18 protein-coding genes and 1 other RNA gene are annotated in these 15,316 nt (G+C 57.6%); 9 read left to right on the plus strand and 10 right to left on the minus strand.

All coding sequences use genetic code 11. The features are described from left to right. Positions 1-3: 3 nt before the first annotated feature. The 9 genes from dxr to ACR0NJ_RS09755 form a co-directional block, all read right to left on the minus strand. Entirely contained in the window at positions 4-1,176 is a 1,173-nt protein-coding gene (dxr, locus tag ACR0NJ_RS09715; RefSeq protein WP_480816927.1) for a 1-deoxy-D-xylulose-5-phosphate reductoisomerase, read from the minus strand. Further along, positions 1,176-1,958, minus strand: a complete 783-nt coding sequence (locus ACR0NJ_RS09720; protein ID WP_480816928.1) for a phosphatidate cytidylyltransferase — start codon at positions 1,956-1,958, stop codon at positions 1,176-1,178. The genes dxr and ACR0NJ_RS09720 overlap by 1 nt, the downstream gene beginning before the upstream one ends. Beyond that, positions 1,955-2,686, minus strand: a complete 732-nt coding sequence (locus tag ACR0NJ_RS09725; RefSeq protein ID WP_480816929.1) for an isoprenyl transferase — start codon at positions 2,684-2,686, stop codon at positions 1,955-1,957. The genes ACR0NJ_RS09720 and ACR0NJ_RS09725 overlap by 4 nt, the downstream gene beginning before the upstream one ends. Positions 2,687-2,695: 9 nt before the next feature. Beyond that, complete coding sequence (frr, locus tag ACR0NJ_RS09730) at positions 2,696-3,259, minus strand: ribosome recycling factor (protein WP_480816930.1); 564 nt, start codon at positions 3,257-3,259, stop codon at positions 2,696-2,698. A gap of 185 nt (positions 3,260-3,444) precedes the next feature. After that, positions 3,445-4,440, minus strand: a complete 996-nt coding sequence (gene acuI, locus ACR0NJ_RS09735) for an acryloyl-CoA reductase (RefSeq protein WP_480816931.1) — start codon at positions 4,438-4,440, stop codon at positions 3,445-3,447. Positions 4,441-4,544: 104 nt separating this feature from the next. After that, positions 4,545-5,648, minus strand: coding sequence for a dimethylsulfoniopropionate demethylase (locus tag ACR0NJ_RS09740; RefSeq protein WP_480816932.1), 1,104 nt, complete (start codon positions 5,646-5,648; stop codon positions 4,545-4,547). Then, a complete protein-coding gene (locus ACR0NJ_RS09745; RefSeq protein ID WP_480816933.1) occupies positions 5,649-6,176 on the minus strand; it encodes a DinB family protein in 528 nt (175 codons plus the stop codon). Then, positions 6,176-6,880: a DUF1326 domain-containing protein gene (locus ACR0NJ_RS09750; RefSeq protein ID WP_480816934.1), complete on the minus strand. Its 705-nt coding sequence runs from the start codon at positions 6,878-6,880 to the stop codon at positions 6,176-6,178. Before ACR0NJ_RS09750 ends, ACR0NJ_RS09745 begins: the two co-directional genes overlap by 1 nt. A 4-nt stretch (positions 6,881-6,884) precedes the next feature. Next, positions 6,885-7,676: a DUF2182 domain-containing protein gene (locus tag ACR0NJ_RS09755; RefSeq protein ID WP_480816935.1), complete on the minus strand. Its 792-nt coding sequence runs from the start codon at positions 7,674-7,676 to the stop codon at positions 6,885-6,887. Positions 7,677-7,763: 87 nt separating this feature from the next. On the opposite strand from ACR0NJ_RS09755, the gene ACR0NJ_RS09760 reads away from it, so the two are divergent. The 9 genes from ACR0NJ_RS09760 (at position 7,764) to ACR0NJ_RS09800 (ending at position 14,752) form a co-directional block, all read left to right on the plus strand. Beyond that, positions 7,764-8,495: a FadR/GntR family transcriptional regulator gene (locus ACR0NJ_RS09760; RefSeq protein ID WP_480816936.1), complete on the plus strand. Its 732-nt coding sequence runs from the start codon at positions 7,764-7,766 to the stop codon at positions 8,493-8,495. Between the two features lie 129 nt (positions 8,496-8,624). Next, complete coding sequence (locus ACR0NJ_RS09765) at positions 8,625-10,025, plus strand: selenium-binding protein SBP56-related protein (protein WP_480816937.1); 1,401 nt, start codon at positions 8,625-8,627, stop codon at positions 10,023-10,025. A 13-nt stretch (positions 10,026-10,038) separates the two neighbouring features. After that, the gene (locus ACR0NJ_RS09770) at positions 10,039-10,689 is read left to right on the plus strand and encodes a hypothetical protein (protein ID WP_480816938.1); all 651 of its coding nucleotides are present in this window, start codon (positions 10,039-10,041) and stop codon (positions 10,687-10,689) included. Positions 10,690-10,751: 62 nt separating this feature from the next. After that, positions 10,752-11,114 carry a DUF4345 family protein gene (locus ACR0NJ_RS09775; RefSeq protein ID WP_480816939.1) on the plus strand — a complete coding sequence of 121 codons (363 nt, stop codon included), beginning with the start codon at positions 10,752-10,754 and terminating at the stop codon, positions 11,112-11,114. Positions 11,115-11,150: 36 nt separating this feature from the next. Next, positions 11,151-11,497, plus strand: a transfer-messenger RNA (tmRNA) gene (gene ssrA / locus ACR0NJ_RS09780). Between the two features lie 100 nt (positions 11,498-11,597). Then, entirely contained in the window at positions 11,598-12,029 is a 432-nt protein-coding gene (locus ACR0NJ_RS09785; RefSeq protein WP_480816940.1) for an ester cyclase, read from the plus strand. Between the two features lie 123 nt (positions 12,030-12,152). Then, entirely contained in the window at positions 12,153-12,968 is an 816-nt protein-coding gene (locus ACR0NJ_RS09790) for a chromate resistance protein ChrB domain-containing protein (protein WP_480816941.1), read from the plus strand. Further along, positions 12,965-14,218 (plus strand): chromate efflux transporter, encoded by a 1,254-nt coding sequence (gene chrA / locus ACR0NJ_RS09795; RefSeq protein ID WP_480816942.1) that lies wholly within the window; start codon positions 12,965-12,967, stop codon positions 14,216-14,218. The genes ACR0NJ_RS09790 and chrA overlap by 4 nt, the downstream gene beginning before the upstream one ends. A gap of 75 nt (positions 14,219-14,293) precedes the next feature. Then, complete coding sequence (locus tag ACR0NJ_RS09800; protein ID WP_480816943.1) at positions 14,294-14,752, plus strand: SspB family protein; 459 nt, start codon at positions 14,294-14,296, stop codon at positions 14,750-14,752. Positions 14,753-14,779: 27 nt separating this feature from the next. On the opposite strand, the gene ACR0NJ_RS09805 is transcribed toward ACR0NJ_RS09800, so the two are convergent. After that, complete coding sequence (locus tag ACR0NJ_RS09805; protein ID WP_480817079.1) at positions 14,780-15,271, minus strand: hypothetical protein; 492 nt, start codon at positions 15,269-15,271, stop codon at positions 14,780-14,782. Positions 15,272-15,316 lie beyond the last annotated feature (45 nt).

Here is a 15,316-nt window from a genome sequence, read left to right on the forward strand (position 1 = left end):
ATTCTATCCTGCTCTTACGATCACGGCTTCATCGGCCCATTGACGTGCCAGATGGTCCGTTTGCTGCACGTTATCAAGTGTCAAAGGGGCATCAATAAGGCCATCTTTGGCATCAAACCGGTCCAGCACCTCGGCCACCGTGTCGGCCATGCTCAGAAAACCGATCCGGCGCGCGATGAAATGATCAAGTGCCCGCTCCTTGGCGGCGTTGAACACCGCCCCGGCCAACCCGCCGCGTGCCATGACCTCGCGCGCCAGTTTCAATGCGGGATACCGCGCCTCGTCCGGAGTGTGAAAGCGCAGCTGCCCCAGCTTCGCCAGATCCAGCCGTTCCACCGGAAGATCACGCCGTTCGGGCCAGTGCAGCGCATAGCCGATGGCATGGCGCATATCAGGCGCGCCCATATGAGACATCACCGCACCATCGCGGAACCCGACCATCGCATGCACGATGGATTCCGGGTGAACCAGAACCTCGATCTGATCGGGTTCGATTCCGAAATACTCTCGGGTCTCAATCACTTCCAGCGCTTTGTTAAACATCGAGGCGCTGTCAATGGTGATGCGCTGCCCCATGTTCCAGTTGGGGTGGCTTGAGGCTTGCTCGACCGTTGCCTTGGCCAAGTCGGCCAGAGGCCAATCGCGGAACGCGCCGCCGCTGGCGGTGATGATCACGCGTTCGACCGCCTGCATATCCTCGCCAACCAGCGCCTGAAACACGGCGGAATGCTCGCTGTCGACCGGCAGCAGACGCGCGCCATGCTCTCGTGCAGTTTCCAGAACCAGCGCCCCGGCACAGACCAGCGTTTCCTTGTTCGCCAGCGCCAGCGTTGCACCCTGTTTCAGCGCCTCAATCCCCGGCGCAAGGCCCGCCGCGCCAACAATAGCCGACATGACCCAATCCGCAGGCCGCGCCGCAGCCTCGACAATAGCGTTCTGTCCGACGGCCACTTCGATTCCACTGCCTTGCAGGGCATCCTGCAGGTCCTGCAGGCGATGTTCGTGCGCCGTCACGGCCAAATCCGCCCCCAAACGCCGGGCATCGGCTGCGAGTTGTTCGATATTCGCCCCGCCGGTAAGGGCCACAACATCATAAGCCGCGGGGTCGCGGGCAATCAGATCGATTGTGTTCTGACCAATCGACCCGGTCGCCCCAAAAATCGAAACTTTGCGCATTACATAGCCTCGGGCGTGTAGATCAGACCTGCAATCAGAACGAACAGCGCTGCCCCCATCATTCCGTCGAACCGATCCAGGAACCCGCCATGTCCGGGAATCAGGTTCGAACTGTCCTTGACCCCAAATTTCCGTTTCACGGCGCTTTCGACGATGTCTCCGGCCTGACTGGCCATGGATGCAAGCACCGACACAAGCACGAAGGCAACGCCAAACCCGCTGTAAACAGCAAACCCTGCCCCAACAACTGCAGCCGCAGCCCAACCGCCGGCAGTTCCGGACCAGGTCTTTTTCGGGCTCACTTTGGGCCAGAATTTAGGGCCACCGAAGGTTTTGCCCACAAAATACCCGGCCACATCCGTTGCCACCACAACGGCAATCAGCCAGATCATAAGGTCAAATCCCATAGTCTCGCGGATCGAGATGAACCCAAGCCCCGCCGCCGCGATCCACAACGCAAACAATGCGTAAAGCACCCGAGATCGACCAACTTGCCCTGCCCCACCCAAAGCCGGAACCAGAAGAATGAGCAGATTAAAAACGGGCGGCAAATGATAGCTCAGGATCACCGCAATGGCCGTGAGAACGCCCAATTGTAACGCAACGCCCGACCGCTGCGGGTCGATCATCCGGACCAGTTCCCACGTCATCAGACCGCAGGCTGCCGCAATGAAGGTTTCGAACCAGAGACCTCCTAGCCAGACCTCGACCGCGCCAATGACCACCAGAACCGCTGCAGAAAGAACCCGCGCTGTCAGATCAGACCATCGGCCGTCACTCATGCCAGGACCGCTCCGAACCGCCTCTCGCGCGAGCCGAAATTGCGGCAAAGTTTCTCTAACTCGGAGGCCGTGAAGTCTGGCCACAGCGTGTCGATGAATTCGTATTCCGAATAGGCCGACTGCCAAAGAAGGAAATTCGAAATACGCGCCTCACCACTGGTGCGAATGACCAGATCGGGATCAGGTAAAACACGTGTATCGAGATACTTAGGCAGAGTTTCCTCATCCACCTCATCAGGCCGCAAGCGCCCCTCGGCCACATCGCGGGCCAGCCGCTTGGTCGCACGGGCGACCTCGTCCCTGCCACCATAGTTCAGAGCCACCGTCAGATGAACAAGGTCGTTATCCTTGGTTTCCTCTTCCAGCGTGTCCATCAACTCGGTCAGCTTCGAATCCAACCGGACGCGATCCCCGATAAACCGAACGCGAATGCCGTTGTCGGCCAGCGTCCGGGTTTCCTTGATGATGTAGCGGCGGAACAGGTTCATCAGCCCGGCAACTTCGACTTGCGTGCGTTTCCAGTTCTCGGTCGAGAAAGCAAAGATCGTCAGGTATTTGATCCCCAGTCCCGGACAGGCCTCGACAACTTCGCGCACGCGGCGGGCACCTGCGTGGTGACCGAACAGCCGAGGGCGACCCCGGGCCTGGGCCCAGCGGCCATTGCCGTCCATGATGATGGCCACGTGGCGCGGGCCAACGGGTAACTCAATGTGGGGATCTTTGGGCATTCTACCTGCTCAGACCTGCATAATCTCGGCCTGCTTGGTCTCAAGCGCGGCGTCGACGGCCTTGATCAACTCGTCGGTCAAATCCTGAACTTCGCTTTCCCAGAACTTCTGATCGTCCTCGGACATGCCATCGGCCTTGGCCTTCTTGATCTGATCCATCCCGTCCCGACGGACATTGCGGATCGAAACCCGGGCGCTTTCGGCATATTGCCCGGCAACCTTGCCAAGCTCGCGGCGGCGTTCTTCGTTCAACTCGGGGATCGGCAGCATAATGATGGTGCCGTTGAGCTGAGGGTTAATCCCCAGCCCGCTTTCGCGGATCGCCTTTTCCACCTTACCGACCAATGACTTATCCCAGACATTCACCGTAACCATCCGCGGTTCGGGAACGTTGACCGTCCCAACCTGATTGATAGGGGTCATCGACCCGTACGCATCAACCATCACCGGCTCAAGCATCGAAGCCGAGGCGCGCCCTGTGCGCAGCGAAGCAAATTCGGTCCTGAGGTTTGCCATTGCGCCTTCCATGCGGCGTTTAAGGTCATCGGTATCCAATTCGAAGTCATCAGACATGCTGCTCACTCCCCGTATTCAAATCTGTTTGGATGGGTCTTAAGCCATCGTAAAAGGGATGTATAGCAATCATGCTGAGGAATTGTGGCAATGACCAGAGTTGTTTCGGGCATTTTTTGCGCCACGTGTTAAAAGAGAAAGCCGACCGGTTTGCGAACCCGGCCGGCTTTTTGAATTTTTAGGCGTCAGGCGTTGACGTCAACGACCACGCGGCCCTTAACCTGACCTTTCAGAATGTCCGCGCCCAACTGCGGTAGATCAGACAGGTTCGCGGGGTGAACCATCGCCTCAAGCTTGTCCATCGGCAGATCGGTCGCCACACGCTGCCAGGCACGAACCCGATATTCATATGGCTGCATCACACTGTCGATGCCCAAAAGGTTCACGCCGCGCAACAGGAACGGAATAACTGTCGCCGGCAATCCGGCACCCCCAGCAAGACCGACGGCAGAAACCGAACCGCCATACTTCATCTGACCCAAAACCCGCGCCAGCATCGCACCGCCAACGGCATCTACGCACCCGGCCCAGGTTTCGCTTTCCAGAGGACGCTTGGTGGTCTCGTTCAACTCATCCCGTGGGACAATCGTCGTCGCGCCCAGTGATTTCAGGTAGTCTTCGGTTTCCGGTCGGCCCGTGACTGCAGCCACCTCATAGCCAAGATGGCCCAGAATAGCGGTAGCGACAGAGCCAACGCCGCCAGCGGCCCCTGTAACAAGAACTGGCCCGCGATCCGGCGTCAGCCCGTGATCTTCCAACGCCATGACGGCCAGCATCGCAGTAAATCCGGCGGTCCCGACGGCCATTGCCTGACGCGCATCCAGCCCTTCGGGCAAGGGCACCAGCCAATCCGCCTTCGCGTTTGCCTTCTGCGAATAGCCGCCCCAATGCGCTTCACCCACGCGCCAGCCCGTCAAAACAACCTTGTCGCCGGGCTTATAGCGATCGTCCGAGGATGCCTCGACCGTTCCCGCATAGTCGATGCCTGGAACATGAGGATAAGACCGAACCAGCCCGCCGCCCTTGGGCGACATGCACAGCCCGTCCTTGTAGTTCACGGTTGAATATTCGACCGCCACAGTGACATCACCTTGCGGAAGATCATCTGTTGAAAGCTGTTTAACCGATGGGCTCGCCAATCCGCTTTCTTCGTCTTTATCCATTACCAAAGCATTGAACATAAAAAAACTTCCTTTCCTCGCTTTGCGACCAGATCCGTACTTCATCTGGCCAAAAATATCCCAGGGGAGTTGCGCAGCAACGGGAGCAGAGCTCCCATCCGCCCTCACACCCAGAAACTCGCTTGCACTTTTGCCCAGCGCATCCCGTCGGGCGTTTCAACCTCGATACTCGTACCCGGGTCCCAATGGCTAAGCCGCAGCATTCCAATCGAGACGTTGGTTTCGAAATCCGGCGACCAGGCAGCTGACGTCACCTGCCCTACACGCTTTCCATCGGCGTAAACCTGCCAGGGCCTGTCGCAGGGCGGCACGGCATCGCCATCAATCGCAATCGGTCGAATCTGCTGAACCGGGCCTTCTTTCGCGACCCGCAGCAACGCATCTCTGCCGATGCAGCCAATCGCGGTATGGGTGTTGCAGAACTTGCCCAGACCACATTCATGCGGTGTGTTGTCATCGGTCATGTCGTTGCCATAGGACAGCAAGCCACCTTCGATCCGTTCGATCAGGTTTGGACATCCCGCCCGCACTTCAAGGTCTTCACCCGCCGCAAACAGGGCGTTCCAAAGGGGCATTCCGATATCGCCACCTTCAACGTAGATCTCAAACCCGCCCTGCTTCGAATAGCCCGAGCGTGCCACTGCCAGGTCCCGGCCTTCGAACTGGAACATGTCAAATTTGAAGAAACGGATATCGCGCACGAGGTCGCCGAAAACGCGCGACATCAATTCGTCGGCCTTGGGACCCTGTACTGCCAAGGGCGATACGTCAGGTTCATCAACCAGAACATCCAGGCGATACCCGTTGGCCAAGCCTTTGACCCAAAGTAACAAATCGCTGTCGGCAATTGAAACCCACCAACGATCTTCGGATAGCTTAACCGCCACGGGATCATTCAGCATTCCGCCGGTTTCATCAACAATCGGCACATAGAAACACTGTCCCGGCAGCATCCCGCGCAGATCGCGCGGCGTCAGCATTTGCATCAGACGTGTCGCATCGGGTCCGCGCAATTCAACCTGCCGTTCGCAGGCGACGTCCCAAACCTGAACGTGGCTCTTGAGGTGGCGGTAGTCCGCCTCGGCGCTTTCAAATAACGTGGGCAGCAACATCCGGTTATAAACCGTGAAAGCTTTGACGCCTGCGGCCTCAACCCCATCTGTGAACGGAGTACGGCGCAGTCGGCGGGACAGGGAAATCTGCGGCATTCAATCCTCCTGCGGCATGAAGACCAGATCGCTGACGGGCGCGGCTGAGCCGGTTTCGGTCAGCATCTTGTGCAATTGGCCCCGGTGGTGCGTCTGGTGGTTGAACACATGGATCACGCATTGCGCGTAAGGCAAGGTCACATCTGCCTCTTTCGCTGCCGAGTACCATGTGAACGGACCCGACAGGATATCGTCACCCAGACCGTTTGCCCAATCCTCGATACGGGCGTCTTCGGTTTCCCGAAGCGGCAGCCACTCATCAAGATCGGCACACAGAGAGACACTTTCGTGAATACCTCCTCCGGCCTTGTGTATGTCGACGACCGGACCGGGGCCTTTGTCAAACCGGGACATCCAGATCCAGTCACCCCACAGCAAGTGGTTTGCCGTTCCCAGGATCGATCTGAAAAACGCACCGCGGTCGCGGGTCAGTTCCTCAGAAGTCAGTTCCTTCAGGAAATCGGCCAACTGAGCATTCTGCCAGCGGTTATAGCGCGCCATTTCGCGTGCATAGGCTCCGGTAATCATTACTTTGGCCCGTGCCACTCGATTGGACAAATCTCGGCCGACTTGCCGCCAAAGTCCCAAACACGACCGTAGTCACGCACTTTCGATTTGGTGCCTCGTGCAACGATAATGTCTGGCCCCATCCAGTATTTCGAGTTTGAGACCATCACGGGATGCTCGGTGTCTTTTCCCGCCACCATCTCGATCTCACCCTGAATCTTGCGGCCAATCGAGATGCGGCGTTTGTTGCCGTCGCGCTCGATCATGACAGGTGCGCGTTCGGCGCCGATGATCTCACTGACAAGCATGGTAAACAGCCCGGTGGTGCCGCCTGCCTGCCCGCTGAAAATCTGGAGCAATCCGTTATAGGCCTTACCGCTGGCGCGTTCGTCCACATAGGCGGCAACCTTCCATTGTCCCTCGCCCATACGGCCAGGAATATCGACCAGCAGGCCCACGTTCAGCCCCGACAGGTCTTCGCCTTCGAAATGACCTTCGTCGATGATGACGCCCATCCAGGCGTGGCAGTGGCCCTCGGTCGGGGGGTGTGCGCCCAGAGAAACAACGCAGGGGCAGAACACGTCGCACGAGCAATTCAGGATCAACTCGCCCTTGATGGACCATTCGGTCGGGCTCATCTCGCGCCGCTTGGGATTGGGCATACGGCTGTCGATACGTTGACTGATCGGCAACCTGTCGGCTTCCGGTTTTCTATTCTTAGCCATAGACTTATCCTCCGTATGCAAAGTGATAGACGAACAGCGCCAGTCCGCCTGCAATCAACAGAAACCCCATTGGCCGGGTTATGACATGGCCAATCTGGGGAAGCTTTTCCAAAACCATGAACAGGGTCGCCAGACCCATCCACAACAGGCTCATGACACCGCCGACAAAACCAAGCGCCATGAATCCCCAACAGCAGCCAACGCAAAACGCGCCGAGACCAAGGCCCATGCGCAATCCACCGGTGAAGCCGGTTTTCCAGCGACCCAGGAAATAGGTCATCGGGGCGTGACACACGCCATGGCAGACTTCTTTCGCGCGGGTGAATTGGAACGCGCCCACCGCAATCAGCAGCGCGCCTGCAAACAGAGGGGACTTGGCGATCCCCAACATGTCCACCACGCCACCAAACAAAAGCACGAGCTGGGTACCTGTGATCAAAGCAGCGAAGCCGACCCAAACCATAAAGTACCCTGCCAGAACGCCCAGCCATCCTGCCCGGGTTCCGTTGGCGCTGCGGATGAGATCGTCGTAACTGCGCAAAGTGGGCACCAGCGTCGGCAGCATCATCGCCGCCATCATGATCGCCCACATCCAGAAAAGCGGCCCGAATTCTGCCATGGGCATATACATGTCCATGCGCGGGTCCATGACCCGCATCGCCTCGCCCATGGGCCCGGGCCGACCGATCCAGTCAAGGTCCATGTCCCGGCTCATCGAGAACATGACCCACCAGGCCCACAGGATCAGGGCATAGAAACCCAGCCATAAACCGCTGCGTAGCATTGCGCGACTCATGTGATCCTCCCGACTCACCCCTTGCTTTTTCAAATGTCAGACTTTTAAATGTCAGACAAATAAAATCGTACTGGTGGTTCCAATAAGATGAAAATCGACCCGCAGAAGCCGTCTGACTTATCCGCCCAGATTGCGCAGGCCATCAGAAGCGCCATCGTGTCCGGTGAGTTGATCGTTGACGAGCGTCTGCCGTCCGAGGCCGAACTATCTGATCAGTTCCAGGTGTCGCGCCCCACGGTCCGAGAAGCCCTGAAACGGCTCGCGGCACAGTCGCTGATCCGCACCCAGCGCGGGGCCACGGGCGGCGCTTTTGTGAACCGCCTCAGTTTCGAGGACGCTTATTCCCAGCAGATTACAACCTCGACCCTGTTGGTGTCCATGAACGCGGTCAGCTTCGACACCGCGTGCGAGGCGCGATACGCGCTTGAACGTGCCTGCGCGCCATTGTCGGCGCAGCGACGGACCGCGGACCAACTGGCCACCATGCGGGCCGAGATTTTCCGGCAAGCGCAACCCGGCCTGACGGATGAAGCCTTTTGCGCGTCAGACGTCACATTTCACCGTGCCTTGGTCAACGGCGCGGGCAATCCGGTTCTGTCCTACCAGTTGGCGGGCGCTGTCGAGGCGATGCAGCCCCTGATGAACATGATCACATTCACCGCCCGCTCACGCGAGGAAATCATCGCATTTCACACAAGGATTGCCGATGCCCTTGAAGCGCAAGACGCCGAGGCGGTCGATTCAGCCCTGATCGAATTGGAAGTTTACACACGAAAACTGGCGCTGGACGTGGCGGAACAAAAACGCAGACCAGCCTGATCCCAGATCAAGATTCCACTGATGAAAGGACAACAGAACCGAGGAAGTACGAGCGGACAGAATGACATCCGGCGTTAAGACCGGAACTCTCAAAACAGATTGAATTTCAATTACTAACGGGAGGATGTTATGAACCAAAGACCGGACCCAACCTTTTACCCATCAGCCAAGCTGGCGATGGAGGGCCCGACTGAGACGCTGGCTTTCACGCTGATGCTCAGCCCTGACTTCTCGCAGCCCGACGGGCTGGCAGTGGTGAATGTCGATCCAACTTCGGATGACTTCGGCAAGATCGTGCATCAGGTTATCATGCCCAACAAAGGAGACGAGTTTCACCATTTCGGCTGGAATGCCTGTTCGTCGGCTCTTTCTCCGTTAACCGGCCACGCATTTCTTGAGCGTCGGTATCTGATCATTCCGGGCATCCGGTCCAGCCGCATTTACGTCATCGATGTGAAAAACCCCCTGGAAGCGAAGATTCACAAGATCATAGAACCCGAGGAAGTCTTTGCGAAAACAGGATATTCCCGCCCTCACACCATCCATTGCGGGCCTGAAGGAATCTATGTCAGCACCCTTGGTGGTGGCGGAAAGGACGGAACCGACGGTCCTCCGGGCATCTTCATCATGGATTGCGAAACATTCGACATCATTGGTCGCTACGAAATCGAACGCGGTGTGCAGGACAAGCATTACGATTTCTGGTGGAACCTGCCGCGCGATTACATGGTCAGTTCCGAATGGGGGCTACCGCCTCAGTTCGAAAACGGGATCGTGGCCGAGGATCTGCTGTCGAACAAATACGGCCATTCGATCCATTTCTGGAACCTGCGCAACCGGACCAACATCCAGACCATCGATCTGGGCGAGAACCACCAGATGGCGCTTGAAATCCGCCCAGCCCATGATCCGGTCAAGCAGTACGGGTTCTGTGGCGTTGTCGTGGATACAACGAATCTGCAAGGTGCGATCTTTACGTGGTGGCGCAATGATGACGGCACATTTGAGGCCAAGAAAACCATCACCATTGATCCGCAACCGGCTGACCCGGACGACCTGCCCGATCTGTTGAAGGGTTTCTCTGCCGTTCCGCCTCTGGTCACGGATATCGACCTGAGCCTCGACGACAAATACCTGTATGTCGCGTGCTGGGGTACTGGCGAGATGCATCAATACGATGTGTCCGATCCGATGAACCCAACGCTGGCCGGTAAGGTCGAGATCGGCGGGATTGTCAAAAAGACCAAACATCCCAACGGGAAGGACTTTGGCTATGGGCCGCAGATGGTGGAGATCAGCCGGGACGGCAAGCGCGTGTACTGGACTAACTCGCTCTACTCCACATGGGACGATCAATTCTATCCCGGCGAAGGCGGTGCCGCCATGGTCAAGGCGGATGTCGGAGAGAATGGTGGCCTGACGCTGGATCCTAAATTCTGGGTCGATTTCCCTGACGGTTACCGCAGCCACCAGATCCGGCTAGAGGGCGGCGACTGTTCCACCGACAGTTTCTGCTACCCGTCGGTCTGATTTGGAATTCTTGATGACATCGACGGCCGGCCTTTGGCTGGCCGTTATTCTCAGCGGTGCCTATCACGGGCTAAACCCCGGTATGGGCTGGCCGCTGGCGGTGTCTTCCGCACTTATGGAACAGCGCCCATCGGCGCTCTGGCGTGCCTTGGCCGCACTGGCCGGTGGGCATTTCGTCGCCATGCTCGGCGTTCTGCTGCCCTTCGCGCTGATGGCCGTTCTGGTCGACTACCAAAATGAAATCCGCATCGGAGCCGCGATAATTGTCATCGCGATGGGCCTTTACATCGCCGTAACGCGCCGCCACCCGCGTATTTTGTCCCGCATTCCCCCAAGCAAACTGGCCCTCTGGTCGTTTCTGGTTGCACTGGCGCACGGTGCAGCACTGATGCTGGTTCCGATCTATCTGGGCCTGTGTAGCCTTGATGAACTCGACACCGGGCACCGCGCCGTTTCCCAGATCATGACAACTAATGCCCTGCTTGTACTTGCTGTCGCCGCGATACACACAGCCGCGATGATCCTGGGCGGAGGTATCCTCGCCTACGCCGTCTATCATTGGCTCGGATTGCAGTTTTTGTCGCGCAGTTGGTTCAACCTGGAACTTGTTTGGGCGATCAGCTTGATTTTCGTCGGTGTTTTGGGTTTGTGGTCAGCGATTTAAGCACTTTTCTTCCCCTGCCATTGCATTAGGTTCAACCAAACCGCCCGAGATCTGAGGACAGGATGACAACGACCCTGAATGTGATTGCCGCAGTGCTGACCATAGGTTTTGGCCTGTTCGGCTTCCTCGCCCCGGCCTGGACTGCGGCATCGCTGGACCTTGCGCCTACCAACAGCAATATGGGCTTAAGTGAAATGCGCGCCTCGGTCGGTGGTTTGTTCGTCGTAACAGGAATCGCGGTGTTGTGGCTGAACAACCCGATGGCCTACACAATGCTGGGTGTCATTTATGCAGGTGCAGCGCTGGGCCGCTTTGTATCGGTGGTTTTGGATAACCCGCCGATGCTCAAGGCCCTGACATTCGGTGGAATCGAGTTGGCTCTGGCCGTCTGGCTGATCGCGGCGAACTTAAATAAATCATCATAACGCGTTGTTATTGCTGATGCAGGATCGGATTATTCCGAGTTTGCATCCACTCTTATCCTCACCTATATAGGATGTGTCCTTCGGGACTATGGACATAAACGCGCTCGTAATAAGCGGATCGGACCCGGGGGCGGTACCCGGCGGCTCCACCAACATCCTTCGTTTGAGGATCATGGGGCCGAAATAGGATCGACGAACGTCTAAAGGGGTTAGCTTTGTCTCGGCTGTCTGCCACCGTTACCGGCGAAAACAGTACAATTGCAAACGACAATCGTGCTCCGGTTGCAGTTGCTGCGTAAGCAGTAACAAGACCGAAATCTAAGCCCTTGCGCCTAGCCGCGTAAGGCGGGGTTCGCAGGTACCTGGCAACAGAAACCTGCATTTTCCACATTATGTCTGACGAATTACCGCAAAACTCAGTTCGCGTTCAGAGTTTATTCACCTGTTTCACTCATCGTCACTCGGGACAGACAGGAGGCCGGGATGACGAATTCAGAGATACTCAGAGAGTGGTATTCCGAGATTTGGGAAAAAGGAAACACCGACGCGATCGAGGATTACTTTGCACCGGAAACCATGGCCGAGGGGTTGATCCCCGAGATGCAGGTCGGGGCTGATGATTTTCGCGATCTAGTCACGGCGTTTCGGCACGTTCTGGGCGACATTACCGTGGACATGCCCAAGATTATCGAAAATGGGGATTGGGTGTCGGCGATTCTGAATGTCAAAACCTTCCGGGCCGATAATGGTGCCCCGATTGAGGTGACGGGACAGGTCATGGCCCGCTTCAAGAACAACAAGATGGTCGAGGCGTATAACCACTTCGACTTCATCTCTTTTTTCGAAGAATTGGGCCAGTTTCCGTCTGACACTCTGCCAGTCTGCATGACCGGGCAAAGGCTGGATTGGGTTTGACGCCATGAAATCTTGACCCTTGGGGCCTTCGCGCGCTAGCTAGGATCATGGGGTAAAATTGCGAACGCCCCGTGAGGCGACAGCCCAAGTTTCGCGTGTATCCGTTTTGACAGGAGACATGCCATGGCATCGCCTAACTCTATTTCCCCAAAGCAGTTGATGCGTTTGATCGGAACGCCCCAGTCGCCAACGCTTGTGGATGTGTGTTTGGACCCGGACCTTGACGCCGACCCGTTCCTGATCCCCGGATCGGTTCGGCATCCTGCTGCAGACATTCCGGGGCTTGTCCAACGTGTGGCCGGTGGCCCCTCGGTGATTGTTTGCCAGAAGGGCAAGAAGCTGAGTCAGGGTTTGGTGTCCTGGTTACGCAGCGAAGGGCATAAGGCGGAATATCTTGAGGGCGGCATGTTCGCATGGCGGGACCATCCCGGCGCTTTGCGTGTCCCGGCCTCTGCCCTGCCCGACCCTGTTGATGGCCAAACACTCTGGGTTACGCGCCAACGGCCCAAGATCGACCGAATCGCCTGCCCCTGGCTGATCCGGCGCTTTGTTGACCCCAGCGCCCGGTTCCTCTTCGTCGCCCCCGCCGAGGTCGAAAACGTCGCGGACAAATTCGGCGCGACGCCTTTTGACGTCGAAAACGCCTTCTGGAGCCACCGGGGAGAGGCCTGCACCTTTGACACCATGCTGGATGAGTTCCATCTACGGTCCGAGCCTTTGGACCGATTGGCCAAGGTGATCCGAGCGGCGGATACGAACCGCCATGACCTTGCGCCCGAAGCGGCGGGGCTACTGGCCGTTTCCGTCGGGCTGTCGCGCCAGTATCGTGACGATCACGAAAACCTCGAGGCCGGGATGCACCTTTACGATGCCCTGTATCGCTGGGCGCGTGACGGGTTCGACGAAAGCCACGACTGGCCGACGGGCCACCGGTCATGACACCAACATTTTCCGAGATGCTCCGCGTTTTTGGCCGCATTGGGCTGCTGTCCTTTGGCGGGCCCGCCGCTCAAATCTCGCTAATGCATCAGGAACTGGTCGACCGCCGCCCCTGGCTGGACGAGCAGACATACCTGCGCGCCCTATCGTTGTGCATGTTGCTGCCGGGACCCGAGGCGATGCAACTGGCCACCTATGCCGGGTGGCGTCTGCGTGGGGTGCCCGGTGGTTTGATCGCAGGCAGCCTGTTTGTCCTGCCCGGCGCCGTTATCATCGCCGCGCTCGTCGCCCTGTATGCCTCGTTCGGAGAACTGCCGCTGGTGCAGGCGGCCTTTCTGGGGGTCAAGGCAACGGTGATTGTCATCGTGCTGCAAGCCTTGCGAAATCTGTCACGCAAGGCGCTGACCGGCCCCGAACATCGCATAGTCGCCGGGCTGGCTTTTCTTGCAATTTTCCTGCTGAACCTGCCCTTCCCCCTGATCATTCTGGCCGCCGCCCTCTGGGGGTACGCAACCTTCAGGGGCTCTGTTCCGCCGGTCGAGATCCCGCCTACCCCAAGCCTGAACCGCCCGCAGCGAACCATTGCGATCTGGCTGCCACTTTGGTTAGGGCCGCTGTTTGTCCTCAACATGACCGGGCAGCAACTGCTCTCTGATCTGGGTTGGTTCTTCGCCCGTCTCGCCGTCGTCACCTTTGGCGGGGCCTATGCGGTGCTGGCCTATATGACGCAGACGGTTGTGGACCAGTACAACTGGATTAGCACCGATCAGATGATCGACGCGCTTGGACTGGCGGAAACAACGCCCGGCCCACTTATTCTGGTCACGCAATTTGTTGCCATGCTGACTGGGCAGCTGAGCGGAGGGCCCCTGCTGGCGCTGGCTGCCGGAGCAGTCGCACTTTGGGCGACATTCGTGCCCTGTTTCCTCTGGATTTTTCTCGCGGCTCCGTTTCTGGACCATTTGGCAGCCCGCCCGCGCCTGTCAGCAGCTTTGCAAGGGATCACCGCCGCGGTTGTCGGCGTGATTCTCAACCTGTCCGTGTGGTTCGCGCTGAATGTTCTTTTCGACTCGGTGTCCCAAAAAGCATGGGGGCCGATCGCTGTGCCCGTGCCGGATTTCGGGTCGCTCGACTACATCGCCATGATCCTGACAATTGTCGCCGGGGTCTTGATATTTCGACTAAAATTCGGAATGGCAGTCACGTTGTTGCTGATGGCCTGCGCGGGAATGGGCGTGCACTTTTTCTGATCAATCCGATCACAGGTGCTCTTTCGTTTCCCAACAAAAGCCCTATGCTAAACCCACCACTTTTGAGGATGACACATGTCGCAGGACATCGATTATGGAAATCTGATGCACACCGCGATGCGCGGTTTGATCAAGACTGTTCTGAGGGGCGTTTCCGAAACCGGCCTGCCCGGCGCACATCATTTTTTCATCACCTTTGATACACGCGAACATGGGGTCGAAATCGCCGATTGGTTGCGCGAACGTTATCCGGAAGAGATGACGATCGTCATGCAGCACTGGTTCGAAAACCTCGAGGTCGGAGAGAACGGGTTCGCAATCACGCTGAATTTCGGCGACGCGCCCGAGCCGCTTTATATCCCCTACGTGGCCATAAAGACGTTCGTTGACCCGTCGGTCGAGTTTGGTTTGCGCTTCGAAAGTCCAGAAGACGAGATGGACGAAGAACCCATCGTCGAAGAACCGATTGAGGTCGTGGAAGAAGAAGAACACCACGATGCGGACGTGGTGTCGCTGGACAGTTTCCGAAAGTAGGACCCGGAAAACCCGCACTTTGCGTGTTTATTCCTTTTTGAGGAAAGTTTTAACGGATCGGGACTTTTCTCCGTCTATGAACCTTGAGAAGGACAGATTCAGCCCTCCTTCCGCAATGGTCCGGTCGAATTGCTGCAATTCGTAACCGCCGTATTCGTCAATGAACAGGGAAAACACTGTCAGGGTTTGGCCGTCGATGCGCCCCCAGACAAAGGGTTCGCCTTTCATGGGGTCTAAAGGAACCTCATGCCCGAAGACATTCCGCTTCATGGCCGCTGAAAACACATCCGGACGATCCGAAGGCAGAAAATCGACCGAGAACGCCTGTTCTTTAACCCGTCCGTCCAGTTTATAGGTCGTCGTTTTCCAACTGACATTGAAACCGCGGTTGGTCTCGTGGATCGAAACGCTCATGTCCCTTGGGGTCGCGGTTCCGTCGGCATCAACAACCTCGGCTGAGCCGACATAGTCGCCAACAAATGGCGTGATTTCTGCGGCCCGAACCGCCGCGCTCTGCATCGTTAGCCAGAGCACGACTCCGGCGGAAATTACGAAAACTTTCCA

This window comes from Ruegeria sp. F11 (genome assembly GCF_056533855.1).